Below are 13,046 nucleotides of genomic sequence, written 5' to 3' on the forward strand. Positions count from 1 at the left end.
GCCTACACCTCCCCAGCCATCACGAAAACAGCGCCGCCGTTTCGCAAGGAGGGCCATCCATGTCGGACAAGACGCTCACAGTCCTCGTTCTGACCGCAGTGGCGTTTTCCGCCGCGCATGATCTCGACCACCTGTTGCGCGACGATTTCTCGCAACCAGGGGCATGGGCGATCGTCGCCTCTTTTCTTTCGGTGAAATACGCGCTCACGGGCGCCGCGCTGTTTTTCTATTTCGCGGCAAGATCGGCGCGGGGTTCTGGGGGGTCATCGGCGTTCTCGGCGCCGTGGCGCTCTGGTTCGCGCATCTGAGCCCCGCCGCCGAGCAGCGGCCTCCTGACATTTCTGCGATGTACGGCAGCCCGATCGCTGGGTTCATCGCCTCGGGACTGGTCTATGCGATGACGCTGTCGCTCGTGGCCCTCGCGCTCTATGGGGGATGGCGCGCGGTCCGGGCGGGCAGGCGCGGTTGATCGATACATCTTCGCTTGCGGTCGAGTCCGCGCTTTCGCGCCGCACCCCCTTTAACCTCGTGCAGCCCTTCCCATATCGACCACGAGGGCAGCCGCAAGGGGCCTTGAACGAGAAATTTTGGACGCGAGGCGCGCCGCTTAAAACAAAGGGCCGCCTCATGGTCAGAGGGGCTAAAAATGAACTTTGAGAAATACACCGAACGCGCGCGCGGATTCGTGCAGTCGGCGCAGTCGATGGCGACGCGCGAGGGCCACCAGCAGTTTACGCCCGAGCACATCCTGAAAGTCCTGCTCGATGACGACCAGGGCCTGTCCGCCGGGCTAATCGACCGCGCCGGCGGCCGCTCGCGCGAGGCGCTGGCGAAAACCGAGGCCGCGCTCGCCAAAGTGCCCAAAGTGATGGGCTCCGGCGCCGGCCAGCTCTATCTCGCGCCCGCGACCGCGCGCCTCTTCGACAACGCCGAGAAGATCGCGCAGAAGGCGGGCGACTCCTACGTCACCGTCGAGCGGCTGCTCTTGGCGCTGGCGATGGAGAAGGACTCCGAGGCCGCCAAAATTCTTGCCGCCGCCGGCGTGACGCCGCAGACGCTCAACGCCGCGATCGAGGATCTGCGCAAGGGCCGCACGGCGGATTCGGCCTCCGCCGAAAACGCCTATGACGCGCTGAAGAAATACGCCCGCGATCTCACCGAGGCGGCGCGCGAGGGCAAGCTCGATCCGGTGATCGGCCGCGACGAGGAGATCCGCCGCACGATTCAGGTGCTGTCGCGCCGCACCAAGAACAATCCGGTGCTGATTGGCGAACCGGGCGTCGGCAAGACCGCGATCGTCGAGGGTCTCGCGCTGCGCATCGTCAATGGCGACGTGCCGGAGTCGCTTGAGAACAAGAAGCTGCTCGCGCTCGACATGGGCGCGTTGATCGCCGGCGCGAAATATCGCGGCGAATTCGAGGAGCGGCTGAAGGCGGTGCTGAACGAAGTCACCGCCGCCGAAGGCAATATCATCCTGTTCATCGACGAGATGCACACGCTCGTCGGCGCCGGCAAGGCGGATGGGGCGATGGACGCCTCCAATCTGTTGAAACCGGCGCTGGCGCGCGGCGAATTGCATTGCGTCGGCGCGACGACGCTCAATGAATACCGCAAACATGTCGAAAAGGACGCGGCGCTCGCCCGGCGCTTCCAGCCGGTCTTCGTCGACGAGCCGACCGTCGAGGATACGATCTCGATCCTGCGCGGCCTGAAGGAGAAATACGAACTCCATCACGGCGTGCGCATCACCGATAGCGCGATCGTCGCCGCGGCGACTCTGTCGAACCGCTACATCTCCGACCGCTTCCTGCCGGACAAGGCGATCGACCTCATCGACGAGGCGTCGTCGCGCCTGCGCATGCAGATCGACTCGAAGCCCGAGGAGCTCGACGAACTCGATCGGCGCATCATCCAGCTGAAGATCGAACAGGAAGCGCTCAAGAAGGAAACGGACACCGCGTCAAAGGATCGCCTGGCGAAGCTCGAAGGCGAGCTTGCCGACCTCGAAGAGAAATCAGGGGCGCTCACCGCGCGCTGGCGCGCCGAGAAGGACAAGCTCGGCGCGGCGCAGAAGCTCAAGGAGCAGCTTGAAGCGGCGCGTAACGAACTCGCGCAGGCGCAGCGGCGCGGCGAATATCAGCGCGCCGGCGAACTCACCTATGGCGTCATTCCCGATCTCGAAAAGAAGCTGGGCGAGACGGAAGGCGAAGCCGACACGCTCGTGGACGAAGAAGTCACCGCCAATGACGTGGCGCAGGTCGTCTCGCGCTGGACCGGCGTGCCGGTCGACAAAATGCTCGAGGGCGAACGCGAGAAATTGCTGCACATGGAGGACGAGCTCGCAAAGCGGGTCGTCGGCCAGCATGACGCGGTGGTCGCCGTGTCGACCGCGGTGCGCCGCGCGCGCGCCGGACTGCAGGACCCGAACCGTCCGATCGGCAGCTTCATCTTCCTTGGCCCGACGGGCGTCGGCAAGACCGAGCTGACGAAGGCGCTCGCGGCGTTTCTCTTCGACGACGAGACGGCGATGGTGCGGCTCGACATGTCCGAATACATGGAAAAGCACTCGGTCGCGCGGCTCATCGGCGCGCCGCCCGGCTATGTCGGCTATGAGGAAGGCGGCGCGTTGACCGAAGCCGTCCGCCGCAGGCCGTATCAGGTCGTGCTCTTCGACGAGATCGAGAAGGCGCATCCGGATGTCTTCAACGTGCTTCTGCAGGTGCTCGACGATGGGCGCCTGACGGACGGCCAGGGCCGCACGGTCGATTTCAAAAACACGCTGATCATCATGACGTCGAATCTCGGCTCGGAATTCCTCGTCATGCAAAAGGAAGGCGAGGATTCCTCCGCCGTGCACAGCGAAGTCATGCAGGTCGTGCGCGCGCATTTCAGGCCGGAGTTCCTGAACCGCGTCGACGAGATCATCCTGTTCAACCGCCTGCGGCGCGAGGACATGGGCGCCATCGTCGACATCCAGGTCAAGCGGCTGCAGAAGCTGCTCGAGGATCGCAAGATCACGCTGCGCCTCGACGCCAAGGCGCGCGATTGGCTGGCGGCCAGGGGCTACGACCCGACCTATGGCGCGCGGCCCTTGAAGCGCGTCATGCAGAAGGAGCTGCAGGACACGCTCGCCGAGCGTATCCTGGCCGGCGAGATCATCGACGGCGCGAGCGTCGAAGTGTCGGCCGACGCCTCGGGCCTCGTCATCGACGGCAAGGCGGCGCATCGAAATGTCGCGCCGCCGCTGCTGCGCACGGTGGGGAACGCGTAACCCCCTCCCCAACCCTCCCCCGCTGCGCGGGAGAGGGAGCAGATTCCGCGCTTCGTCGGGATTTCGCTAACGGCGATCGTGAGCGTCCCCTCTCCCGCGAAGCGGGGGAGGGACAGGGAGGGGGCTCTTGACGTTTCCCGAGCGCCGCGTTCTTGATGCGGGCGCGCCGCCTACCCCAGCCGCTCTTTCCTCCGGTTTAGCGTGTCCGCTTCGCGCAGATCGAGTTCGCGTTCGATGCGGCGGCGCGCTTCGTCGGTGAGTTTATCTTCCCGCAGCATGGCGTTGATCAGATTGCGCTCCTCGGCGATGAGCTGCAGGTCGATCTCGTCGTGCAGCGCCGTCAGCGCGCGGCGCTCGTCACTTGACTCGCATTTCATGCGGACGCGCGACAGAAAGTAGTCCTGTTGCGCGAGAAGCGAGTTCATCGCTTCTTCCGGGACGTCATTCTCCGCGCCAAAACGCGCGAGTTTTGCGCTCGACGCCTCGATCGCGGCGTGGCGGGCGCGCAGCTCTTCAGCGCGATCGAGGACGCGTTCCCTCATGCCGGTTTTAACGAGGCCGAGTTTGCGAATGATCCAGGGCAATGCCGACCCTTGGAAGACGAGCGTCACCATCACGACGCAGAAGGTGAGAAAAAAGATCGAGTCACGATAGGGAAACGGCTCGCCGTCCGCGGTGGCGAGCGGGATCGCCAGCGCCGCGGCGAGCGAGACAATCCCGCGCACCCCGGTGAAGGAAATGATGAAGGGCCATTGCCAGGGCGGCGAAGGATCGCGTCGCGCCAACGGCGGAATGAGCCATCGCGGCAGATAGGTAATCGGAAACGTCCACACGAATCGCGCCGCGATGACGACAAGCGAAACGATCGCGGCGGACGTCGTCAGTTCGTACAGGGAATGATCTTGGATTCGCGCAAATAGCGCCTGCGCCTGTAGACCGGTGAAGAGAAAAACCAGACCTTCGATCAGAAAAAGGAAGAAATCCCAGAAGAACACGCCTTGCAGACGCGTCGCGGCGCTGATCAGCCTGGGGCCGTTCCAGCTGATGTAGAGGCCGGTGGCGACCGTCGCGATGACGCCCGAGCCGCCGAGATGTTCAGGCGGCCAATAGGCCAAGAACGGGGTGATCAGCGAGAGTGTGATTTCAATGCGCGGATCGCGCATGAAGCGACGCAACCGCAGCATCGTCCAGCCGACGCCAATCCCCCACACGATTTCGCCGGCGATAATCGCCGTGAAGGTCTCGCCTCCTTGCGCCAGCGAAAAGGAACCGACGCTGACCGCCGCCACCGCGAAGCGATAAAGGACAAGCGCGGTGGCGTCATTGGCGAGACCCTCTCCCTCCAAGATGACCGAGATGCGCCGCGGCAATTGCATACGCCTTGCAATGGCGAGCGGCGCGACGGCGTCGGGCGGCGATACGATCGCGCCGAGCACGAAGCCGACCGCCAAAGGCCAGCCGAGCAGCCATTTCGTCGCGAGTGAAACGGAAATGGTGGTGAAGACGACGCAGCCGACGGCGAGCAGAAGGATCGGCCGCAGATTAAATTTGAACTCCCGCCAGCTCATATTGACCGCGGAGATGTAGATCACCGGCGGCAGCACGAGGAGCAGCACGAATTGCGGCTCCAACACAAGGGCGGGCACGCCCGGGGCGACGGCGATCAGCACGCCGGCCGCGACGAGCAGGATTGGCGCGGCGGCGCCGGAGCGCGACGCGATGAAGGCGACGAACGCCACCGCCGCGAGAAGAAAGACAAGCGTTTGCAGACCCGCGATCATGCGCCCACCCTATAAGCCGCGCCTCGCGCAAGCGAACTCCGCATCGTGCTCGAAGCGAAGCTTATAATTTGCGCAGCGACACTTCCTCGATCCTGTGATCGGCGTCCTTGGTGAGGATCAAACTCGCGCGCGGGCGGGTCGGGGCGATGTTCTGGCGCAGATTCTCGAGGTTGATGCGCGTCCATATGTCTTTCGCGACGCGCGTCGTCTCCTCCGCATCCAGATCGGCATAGACGCGGAAGTAGGATTTCGGATCGCGGAACGCCGTCTGCTGAAGGCGCCGAAAGCGCTCCACATACCATCGCTCCAGCACACCTTCGGGCGCATCGAGATAGACCGAGAAATCGAAGAAGTCGGAGACGAAGGGAATTTCGCGGCCGTCGCGCATGCGCGGCGCAAGCAAGACGTTGACGCCTTCGACAATGAGAATGTCTGGCCGGTCGACGCAGCTCGCTTCGCCCTCGACGACGTCATAGGTCATATGCGAATAGACCGGCGCGCAGACGTTGCGCCGTCCCGCCTTCACATCGGAGAGGAATCGCAGCAGCGATTTGTTGTCGTAGCTTTCCGGAAAGCCCTTCTTGTCCATCAGCTTTTCGGCTTCAAGGATTCTGTTGGGCAAAAGAAATCCGTCGGTGGTGATGAGCTCCACTTTCGGCGTATTCGGCCAGCGCGACAACAGAGCGCGCAGCACGCGCGCCGTCGTGGATTTCCCCACAGCGACGGAGCCCGCGACCCCAATGATATAGGGAACCTTGCCGTCTTCGGCGCCGAGAAAGCGCTGCGTCGCCTTGAAGAGGCCCTGCGTCGCCGCAACGTAGAGCGCGAGCAGGCGCGAAAGCGGCAGATAGATCTCGATGACCTCTTCGAGCGAGATCGGATCGTTGAGGGACTTCAGCCGGACGAGATCATCGAGCGTCAGCGTCAGCGGCGTATCGGCGCGCAGCGACGCCCATTCGGCGCGCGTAAAATGCCGGTAGGGGGAAAGAGCCTCGTTGTTGGGGACGAGCTCCGCCACAGTCATTCCTTTGCTCCGCGCGCGGCTTTCTCTGCGAGCCCGGACTGTTTCGTGCGCCGCTCCAGTTCGTGCAACACGTCGTCCAGCGAAATATCCCGCGCTTCAAGCATGACCAGCAGATGATAGAAAGTGTCCGCGGCTTCATTGACGAGCGCGCTTCGGTCGCCTTCTATCGCCGCGATCACCGTTTCGACCGCCTCTTCGCCGAATTTCTTGGCGATGCGCGGCATTCCGGCGTCGAGCAGGGTTTTCGTATAGGAGGTCGAGGCGCTGTCGTTGCGCCGTGCTTTGATGAGCGCGGCGAGATCGTCGAGCGTGAAACTCATGACAGCCCCCCTCCCCAACCCTCCCCCGCTGTGCGGGAGAGGGAGCAGATTCCGAGCTTCATCGGGATTTCGCTAACGCCGATCGTTAGCGTCCCCTCTCCCGCGAGCGAAGCGATGCGGGGGAGGGACAGGGAGGGGGTCATCGCCCCCGCGCTGCAACTGGATTTTGCCATCATCCCATCGCCTCCAGGCCATCGAGGCGCATCGGCAGCCCCGCAGCCGCCATGTGAAGCTTCGCCTGTGGGATCGAATATTCGCCGAAATGGAAAATCGAAGCGGCGAGCACGGCGCTCGCATGGCCTTCCTTGACGCCCGCGACGAGATGGTCGAGCGTCCCAACGCCGCCCGAAGCGATGACCGGCACCTGCACCGCGTCGGCGACGGCCCGCGTCAGCGCGATATCGAAGCCGCTCTTTGTGCCGTCGCGATCCATCGAGGTCAGCAGAATTTCGCCTGCGCCGAGTTCGCTGACGTCGCGCGCAAATTGCACTGCGTCGATCCCCGTTGCACGGCGCCCGCCATGGGTGAAGATTTCCCAGCGTCCCTCGGCTGCGCGCTTGGCGTCAATGGCCACGACGATGCATTGCGCGCCAAATTTTTCCGATGCTTCGCGAACGAAGGCGGGACTGGCGACGGCCGCAGAATTGATCGAGACCTTGTCAGCGCCGGCGAGCAGCAGATTGCGGATGTCGTCCAGCGTGCGCACGCCGCCGCCGACGGTCAGCGGCATGAAGCAGGCTTCGGCCGTGCGCTGCACGACGTCGAGCAGAATGCCGCGGTCTTCATGGCTTGCGGTGATGTCGAGAAAGCAGAGTTCGTCGGCGCCGGCGGCGTCATAGGCGATGGCGCATTCGACCGGATCGCCGGCGTCGCGCAGATCGACGAAATTGACGCCTTTGACGACGCGTCCTCCTTTCACGTCCAGGCAGGGAATGACGCGCGCTTTCAGCATCACGCGTTCTCGGTCGCCGCGCGCGCGCGGATCATCGCCAACGCCTGCGCCGGATCGAGCCGCCCGTCATAGAGCGCCCGTCCGGTGATGGCGCCGGCGAGCTTGCGGCAGTCGGGCTGCAGCAGCCGCTCCACGTCGGCGAGCGACGCGAGGCCGCCGGAGGCGATGACGGGTATCGTCAAGGCGTCGGCGAGCGCCAGGGTCGCCTCGATGTTAAGCCCGGTCAAAACGCCGTCGCGCGAGATGTCGGTGTAGATGATGGCGCTCACCCCCGCGTCTTCGAAGCTCTTGCCAAGATCGAGCGCCGACATGCGCGTGGCGCGGGCCCAGCCGTCGACGGCGACAAAACCATTCTTGGCGTCGACCCCTACGGCGACGCGGCCCGGGTGAAGGCGCGCCGCCTCGCGCACGAAAGACGGATCTTTTACGGCCGCCGTGCCGATGATGACGCGCGCGACGCCTTTTTCCAGCCAGCGGGACAGCGTGCGCATGTCGCGAATGCCGCCGCCAAGCTGCACGGGAATCGTCAGCGCGGCGAGAATGGATTCGACCGCCTGCGCGTTGCGCGGCGCGCCGGCGAACGCGCCGTCGAGATCGACGACATGCAGATATTCAAATCCGACTCGCTGAAAAGCGCGCGCCTGCTCGGCGGGATCGTCGTTGAACACGGTCGCGCGGTCCATATCGCCCTGCGCGAGGCGCACGCACTGACCTTCCTTCAAATCGATTGCGGGAAACAGAATCACGGACGCCACCTCAGGAAATTGCCGATCAACGCTAGGCCCAGCCTCTGGCTTTTTTCGGGATGAAACTGCACGCCGACGATATTGTCGCGCGCCACGGCCGCAGTGAGCGGCGCGCCATAATCGGTCCTCGCCAGGATGTGCGCCGGCGACGTCGGCGCCAGCTGAAACGAATGGACGAAATAGGCATGCAATCCACGCTCTCCCGTCGGCACGCCGGCAAAGAGCGGATGTTCCCGGCTCAGCGTCAGCGTATTCCAGCCCATATGCGGGATTTTCAGCGAAGGATCCGCAGGCTCGATCGCCGCGACGTCTCCCGGAATCCAGCCGAGGCCCGGCGTTTCGCCATGTTCAAGGCCGCGCGCGCCCATCAGCTGCATGCCGACGCAAATCCCTAAGAACGGCCGGCCGCGGTCGATGACCGCCTCCTGCAGGGCGGCGTAAAGACCCTCGATCGCCATCAGGCCGCGGCGACAATCGGCGAAAGCGCCGACGCCCGGCAGCACGACGCGCTCGGCGGCGCGCACGACGTCGGGGTCGCTGGTGACGCAAATGTCGCCTCGCGCCCGCGACTCGCGGGCGGCGCGCTCAAAGGCTTTCAAGGCGGAATGCAGATTGCCTGACCCATAGTCGATGATCGCGGTCGTCAAGGAGCGGGCTCCCCAGAAGGGCGATGGCGGTGGAAGTAGGCCGCCTCCGCCTCGTCGAGGTCATCGCCAATGACGAGATCCTGCTCGACATAGCCGCGACGCGCCAAATTCCAGCCGACGAGCCGCTCCCCCTCGAAACCGAGCCAGACAGCGAGCCCGAACGTCAGCCAGGACATCGCGTCGCGCGACACCCGCAGCTGCCAGGCGATAAGCGCCAAGGCGACGAGAAGCAGCGTCCAGAGGACGGCGACCAGCCAAGCGCGCCGCCAGGCCAGCCAGAACGGACCAAAAATAAAGGCCGGCCAGGAAAAGCCGTCGCGCAAAAAGACGATCTTGTCCGGCGCGGGAAGCTGGCCCGGCGCCATGCGCGGAAAATGAACAGTGAATATCGCCATCGGCCGTCCCCTCGTCGGCGTCACACGCCTGTTTTCAGGCGGTGAGCGTTCCCTTGGTGGAAGGCGCTTCCCCCTGCGTGCGGCGCGGATCAATCGCCACCGCCTTGCCGAAGGCGCGCGCGAAGCCCTTGAAGGCGCTCTCGGCGATATGGTGGCTGTTGACGCCGCGCAGGCATTCGATGTGCAGCCCGACGCGGGCATGAACCGCAAAGGCCTGAAAAAATTCGCGCATCAGCTCGGTATCAAAGCCGCCGATCCGCTGCGCCGGAAATGCGACTTCGTAAACGAGAAAGGGCCGGCCCGAGACGTCCACGACGACGCGGGTCAGGGCCTCGTCGAGCGGCACATGCGCGTCGCCATAGCGGGAAATGCCCTTGCGATCTCCAAGCGCGCGATCCACCGCCTGGCCCACGGCGATGCCGACGTCCTCGACCGTGTGATGACCGTCGATGTGCAGATCGCCCTCAGCGCGCACGGTAAGATCCAGCGGCGCATGACGGGCGATCTGGTCGAGCATATGATCGAAAAACCCCACGCCGGTCGAAATGTCCGAGCGGCCGTCCCCGTCGAGGTCGACGGTGACCGAGATTTTGGTTTCCTTGGTGTTGCGCTCGATCGTCGCGCTGCGCATTTCCTGCCTTTTCTTGGGCCCTGCCGGCGTTTCCGGCGACTTTGGCCGCAAGCGGCCAGCTTGTAGCAACTCCGCCTTGGATTCGCCACCCGAACTGCTTGGGCGTCAAGGAGAAGCGAGATGCGCGCCAACTCACTCTTCTTTGTCGGCAAATCGGTCTAAACAAACAAGAGAATGGTCTATGTGTTCGCGCTGATTCCTCACCCAAGCGCAACCACAGCAATATGTCCGACGCCGACAGGCGCTTGTAGCTTCGCGACAACGTATCAAGAAGACGCTAAATGCCGCACCGGCGGCGACTTCGGCCGTTCGCGGCGGATAGATCGCGAAGTCCTGGCGAAAATCTGCCGCGCCGCGGGGGCGCAAGGAGACTTAAAACATGCGACTTTGGCTCGGTTTGGCGCCGCTCGCGGCGTCTTTAATGTCTGTGCCGGCCGCCAGCGAGCCTTGGCGGGACGGCTTCGTGCCGCGCATCGAAGCGCTGGCGCTCATGCAAACGCTCAACGCCTCCCTGCTCGCAAGCCGCAGCGCCACGGCGACGCTCGAAAAATGGTGCGCCGATCACAAGATGTCCGCGGAGCCCAAGATCGTCGCCCACCGCGTTGCCGGAATCGAACAGCAGCCGAGCGCGGAGACGCGCCGGCGGCTCGACGTCAGCGACGCGGAGCCGGTAAAATACCGGCGCGTGCAGCTCGCCTGCGGCGATCACGTGCTCTCTGAGGCCGACAATTGGTACGTGCCTGGGCGGCTTTCCGACGAAATGAACCGCACGCTGGAGACGACGGAAACGCCTTTCGGCAAGGCCATCGCGCCGCTGCAGCCGTTCCGTCGCACCATGGACATGAAGATGCGCTGGTCGCCCTTGCCCGAGGGCTGGGAGCTCTCGGCCATCCCGACGGCCTCGTCTGAAAAGGTAAGCGGCGCGCTCTCCATTCCGCACGACCTTTTCGAGCACACGGCCGTAGTCTATGCGCGCGATCAACGTCCTCTCTCCGAGGTGCATGAGACCTATACGCGCGAGATTCTTGATTTTCCCGCGCCGCTCGCCGGCGCGCCGCGCGAGTGAGTCTTGCAGTGAACTCTAGCCCAAGCGGCGAATAGCGCGGCTGCCCCGTCGCCGCTCCGCCCTTGCTCAAATCGCCGCCAAACCTTACATCGGCTGGACATCTCAGGCTGGATACGGCGAATGGATAGCGAACAACACCGCTTTGCGGCCATGCACGCGACGACGATCATCCTCGTCAAGAAAGCCGGAGAAACGGTGATCGCCGGCGACGGCCAGGTCAGCCTCGGCCAGACGATCATGAAGGGCAACGCCAAGAAAGTGCGCCGTCTTGGCAAGGGCGACGTGATCGCCGGTTTCGCCGGCGCCACCGCCGACGCCTTCACGCTCTTCGAACGGCTTGAATCGAAGCTCGAACAATATCCCGGACAATTGATGAGGGCCTGCGTCGAACTCGCCAAAGACTGGCGCATGGACCGCTATCTGCGGCGCCTGGAGGCGATGATGCTCGTCGCTGACAAGAGCGTCGGCCTCGTGCTGACCGGCTCCGGCGACGTGCTTGAGCCGGAAGGCACCGGCGAGGGCGCGGTGGCTGCGATCGGCTCGGGCGGAAACTTCGCGCTCGCCGCCGGGCGCGCCCTGCTCGATTCATCCCTCGACGCCGAAACCATCGCCCGCCGCGCAATGGTGATCGCCTCCGAGATTTGCGTCTATACCAACCAGAATGTGGTGGTGGAAAAGATCTAAGGCGGTCGGCAGTCGTTGGTCGGCAATGACGAAGATTCCGCAGCCGACTGTCTACTGCCTACCGCCCTGCCTACTGCCGTTCCGAAGGAACTCACCATGGCCGACTTCTCGCCGCGCGAGATCGTTTCCGAACTTGATCGCTATATCGTTGGACAAAGCGACGCCAAGCGCGCGGTGGCGATCGCGCTGCGCAACCGCTGGCGGCGGCTGCAGCTCGAAGGCCAGATGCGCGAAGAGGTGCTGCCCAAGAACATCCTGATGATCGGCCCGACCGGCTGCGGCAAGACCGAAATCGCGCGGCGTCTGGCGCGTCTCGCGAATGCGCCCTTCATCAAAGTCGAAGCGACGAAATTCACCGAGGTCGGCTATGTCGGCCGCGACGTCGAACAGATCGTGCGCGATCTGGTCGAGGTCGCCATCCTGATGGTCAAGGAGCGCCGCCGTAAGGATGTGCAGGCGCGCGCGCAGCAAGCGGCCGAAGAGCGCACGCTCGATGCGCTGGTGGGGCCCGCCGCGTCACCCGGCACGCGTGAAACGTTTCGCCGCCGCCTGCGCGCGGGCGAACTCGACGACAAGGAAATCGAAGTCGAACTGACGCAGTCGGGTTCATCGATGCCGATGTTCGAACTGCCGAATATGCCCGGGGCCAGCGTCTCCGCCTTTTCGCTCGGCGATATTTTTGGCAAGGCGATGCAGCGCGGCAAGCCGCGCAAACTCGCGGTCAAAGAGGCGCAGGGACCTCTGATCGCCGAAGAGAGCGACAAGCTGATCGATCAGGAGGCGAGCGTCCGCGAGGCGATCCACGAGGTCGAGAACAACGGCATCGTTTTCATCGACGAGATGGACAAAATCTGCGCGCGCGAAGGACGCGGCGGCGCCGACGTCTCGCGCGAAGGCGTGCAGCGTGACCTACTGCCGCTGATCGAAGGCACCACCGTCGCGACGAAACATGGAACGGTGAAGACCGACCATGTGCTGTTCATCGCCTCCGGCGCGTTTCATGTGGCGAAGCCCTCCGATCTGCTGCCGGAACTTCAGGGACGCCTGCCGATTCGCGTCGAACTCGCTTCGCTCAACGAAGACGACTTCCGCCGCATTCTAACCGAAACCGAAGCCTGCCTGACGAAACAATATTCAGCGCTGCTGGGCACCGAAGGCATGACGCTCGAATTTGCGCCGTCCGCCGTTGACGCGATCGCCAAAGTCGCCGTGCAGGTGAACACTTCCGTTGAGAATATCGGCGCGCGGCGCCTGCAGACGGTGATGGAGCGCGTGCTCGACGACATCAGCTTCTCGGCGTCCGATCGCGCGGGCGACAGTATCGTGATCGATGGCGCCTATGTCGAGGAGCACATCGGCGATCTGGCCAGAAACAGGGATTTGAGCCGGTTTATTCTGTGACGCAATCTAGCCAGCGCTCATCGCCCAAGCCCCTCACCGTACCTCTCCCCGCAAGCGGGGAGAGGGGTCTTCTGCGCAACGCCTAACGCCTCTTCTCCCCGCTTGCGGGGAGAAGTGAGATGAGGGGC

At 64.1% G+C, this 13,046-nt stretch carries 13 protein-coding genes; 5 read left to right on the top strand and 8 right to left on the bottom strand.

All coding sequences use genetic code 11. The annotated features are described in order from the left end of the window. Window positions 1-59 precede the first annotated feature (59 nt). Both A3OO_RS0116715 and clpB read left to right on the top strand, forming a co-directional pair. Complete coding sequence (locus A3OO_RS0116715; protein WP_018408995.1) at window positions 60-308, top strand: hypothetical protein; 249 nt, start codon at window positions 60-62, stop codon at window positions 306-308. Between the two features lie 338 nt (window positions 309-646). Next, the gene (clpB, locus tag A3OO_RS0116725; RefSeq protein ID WP_018408997.1) at window positions 647-3,271 is read left to right on the top strand and encodes an ATP-dependent chaperone ClpB; all 2,625 of its coding nucleotides are present in this window, start codon (window positions 647-649) and stop codon (window positions 3,269-3,271) included. Between the two features lie 170 nt (window positions 3,272-3,441). Here the strand turns inward: clpB and A3OO_RS0116730 are convergent, their stop codons facing one another. The 8 genes from A3OO_RS0116730 to hisB form a co-directional block, all read right to left on the bottom strand. Further along, window positions 3,442-5,052 carry a Na+/H+ antiporter gene (locus A3OO_RS0116730; protein WP_018408998.1) on the bottom strand — a complete coding sequence of 537 codons (1,611 nt, stop codon included), beginning with the start codon at window positions 5,050-5,052 and terminating at the stop codon, window positions 3,442-3,444. A 61-nt stretch (window positions 5,053-5,113) separates the two neighbouring features. Next, window positions 5,114-6,076 carry a type I pantothenate kinase gene (coaA, locus tag A3OO_RS0116735; RefSeq protein WP_018408999.1) on the bottom strand — a complete coding sequence of 321 codons (963 nt, stop codon included), beginning with the start codon at window positions 6,074-6,076 and terminating at the stop codon, window positions 5,114-5,116. Then, window positions 6,073-6,396 carry a phosphoribosyl-ATP diphosphatase gene (locus tag A3OO_RS0116740; RefSeq protein WP_018409000.1) on the bottom strand — a complete coding sequence of 108 codons (324 nt, stop codon included), beginning with the start codon at window positions 6,394-6,396 and terminating at the stop codon, window positions 6,073-6,075. The genes coaA and A3OO_RS0116740 overlap by 4 nt, the downstream gene beginning before the upstream one ends. A gap of 172 nt (window positions 6,397-6,568) precedes the next feature. Then, window positions 6,569-7,348, bottom strand: a complete 780-nt coding sequence (gene hisF / locus A3OO_RS0116750) for an imidazole glycerol phosphate synthase subunit HisF (RefSeq protein WP_018409002.1) — start codon at window positions 7,346-7,348, stop codon at window positions 6,569-6,571. Then, window positions 7,348-8,094 carry a 1-(5-phosphoribosyl)-5-[(5-phosphoribosylamino)methylideneamino]imidazole-4-carboxamide isomerase gene (hisA, locus tag A3OO_RS0116755; RefSeq protein ID WP_040573952.1) on the bottom strand — a complete coding sequence of 249 codons (747 nt, stop codon included), beginning with the start codon at window positions 8,092-8,094 and terminating at the stop codon, window positions 7,348-7,350. Before hisA ends, hisF begins: the two co-directional genes overlap by 1 nt. Then, the gene (gene hisH / locus A3OO_RS0116760) at window positions 8,091-8,741 is read right to left on the bottom strand and encodes an imidazole glycerol phosphate synthase subunit HisH (RefSeq protein WP_018409004.1); all 651 of its coding nucleotides are present in this window, start codon (window positions 8,739-8,741) and stop codon (window positions 8,091-8,093) included. The genes hisA and hisH overlap by 4 nt, the downstream gene beginning before the upstream one ends. Then, entirely contained in the window at window positions 8,738-9,136 is a 399-nt protein-coding gene (locus A3OO_RS0116765) for a DUF2628 domain-containing protein (protein ID WP_018409005.1), read from the bottom strand. Before A3OO_RS0116765 ends, hisH begins: the two co-directional genes overlap by 4 nt. A gap of 34 nt (window positions 9,137-9,170) precedes the next feature. Further along, window positions 9,171-9,767 carry an imidazoleglycerol-phosphate dehydratase HisB gene (gene hisB, locus A3OO_RS0116770; protein ID WP_018409006.1) on the bottom strand — a complete coding sequence of 199 codons (597 nt, stop codon included), beginning with the start codon at window positions 9,765-9,767 and terminating at the stop codon, window positions 9,171-9,173. 379 nt (window positions 9,768-10,146) lie between these two features. On the opposite strand from hisB, the gene A3OO_RS0116775 reads away from it, so the two are divergent. The 3 genes from A3OO_RS0116775 (at window position 10,147) to hslU (ending at window position 12,918) form a co-directional block, all read left to right on the top strand. Continuing rightward, entirely contained in the window at window positions 10,147-10,833 is a 687-nt protein-coding gene (locus tag A3OO_RS0116775; RefSeq protein ID WP_018409007.1) for a hypothetical protein, read from the top strand. A gap of 120 nt (window positions 10,834-10,953) precedes the next feature. Further along, a complete protein-coding gene (hslV, locus tag A3OO_RS0116780) occupies window positions 10,954-11,517 on the top strand; it encodes an ATP-dependent protease subunit HslV (RefSeq protein WP_026223084.1) in 564 nt (187 codons plus the stop codon). Between the two features lie 96 nt (window positions 11,518-11,613). Continuing rightward, the gene (gene hslU, locus A3OO_RS0116785) at window positions 11,614-12,918 is read left to right on the top strand and encodes an ATP-dependent protease ATPase subunit HslU (RefSeq protein WP_018409009.1); all 1,305 of its coding nucleotides are present in this window, start codon (window positions 11,614-11,616) and stop codon (window positions 12,916-12,918) included. Window positions 12,919-13,046: the final 128 nt, after the last annotated feature.

This window comes from Methylocystis rosea SV97 (assembly GCF_000372845.1).
In the GTDB taxonomy this organism is placed as follows: Bacteria; Pseudomonadota; Alphaproteobacteria; order Rhizobiales; family Beijerinckiaceae; genus Methylocystis; species Methylocystis rosea.

What these genes read in the sequence shown, in the direction of transcription:
- A3OO_RS0116715 (WP_018408995.1), top strand. Translation starts at nt 60, where the DNA reads ATGTCGGACAAGACGCTCACAGTCCTCGTTCTGACCGCAGTGGCGTTT.
- clpB (WP_018408997.1), top strand. Translation starts at nt 647, where the DNA reads ATGAACTTTGAGAAATACACCGAACGCGCGCGCGGATTCGTGCAGTCG.
- A3OO_RS0116730 (WP_018408998.1), bottom strand. Translation starts at nt 5,052, where the DNA reads ATGATCGCGGGTCTGCAAACGCTTGTCTTTCTTCTCGCGGCGGTGGCG.
- coaA (WP_018408999.1), bottom strand. Translation starts at nt 6,076, where the DNA reads ATGACTGTGGCGGAGCTCGTCCCCAACAACGAGGCTCTTTCCCCCTAC.
- A3OO_RS0116740 (WP_018409000.1), bottom strand. Translation starts at nt 6,396, where the DNA reads ATGAGTTTCACGCTCGACGATCTCGCCGCGCTCATCAAAGCACGGCGC.
- hisF (WP_018409002.1), bottom strand. Translation starts at nt 7,348, where the DNA reads ATGCTGAAAGCGCGCGTCATTCCCTGCCTGGACGTGAAAGGAGGACGC.
- A3OO_RS0116765 (WP_018409005.1), bottom strand. Translation starts at nt 9,136, where the DNA reads ATGGCGATATTCACTGTTCATTTTCCGCGCATGGCGCCGGGCCAGCTT.
- hisB (WP_018409006.1), bottom strand. Translation starts at nt 9,767, where the DNA reads ATGCGCAGCGCGACGATCGAGCGCAACACCAAGGAAACCAAAATCTCG.
- A3OO_RS0116775 (WP_018409007.1), top strand. Translation starts at nt 10,147, where the DNA reads ATGCGACTTTGGCTCGGTTTGGCGCCGCTCGCGGCGTCTTTAATGTCT.
- hslV (WP_026223084.1), top strand. Translation starts at nt 10,954, where the DNA reads ATGGATAGCGAACAACACCGCTTTGCGGCCATGCACGCGACGACGATC.
- hslU (WP_018409009.1), top strand. Translation starts at nt 11,614, where the DNA reads ATGGCCGACTTCTCGCCGCGCGAGATCGTTTCCGAACTTGATCGCTAT.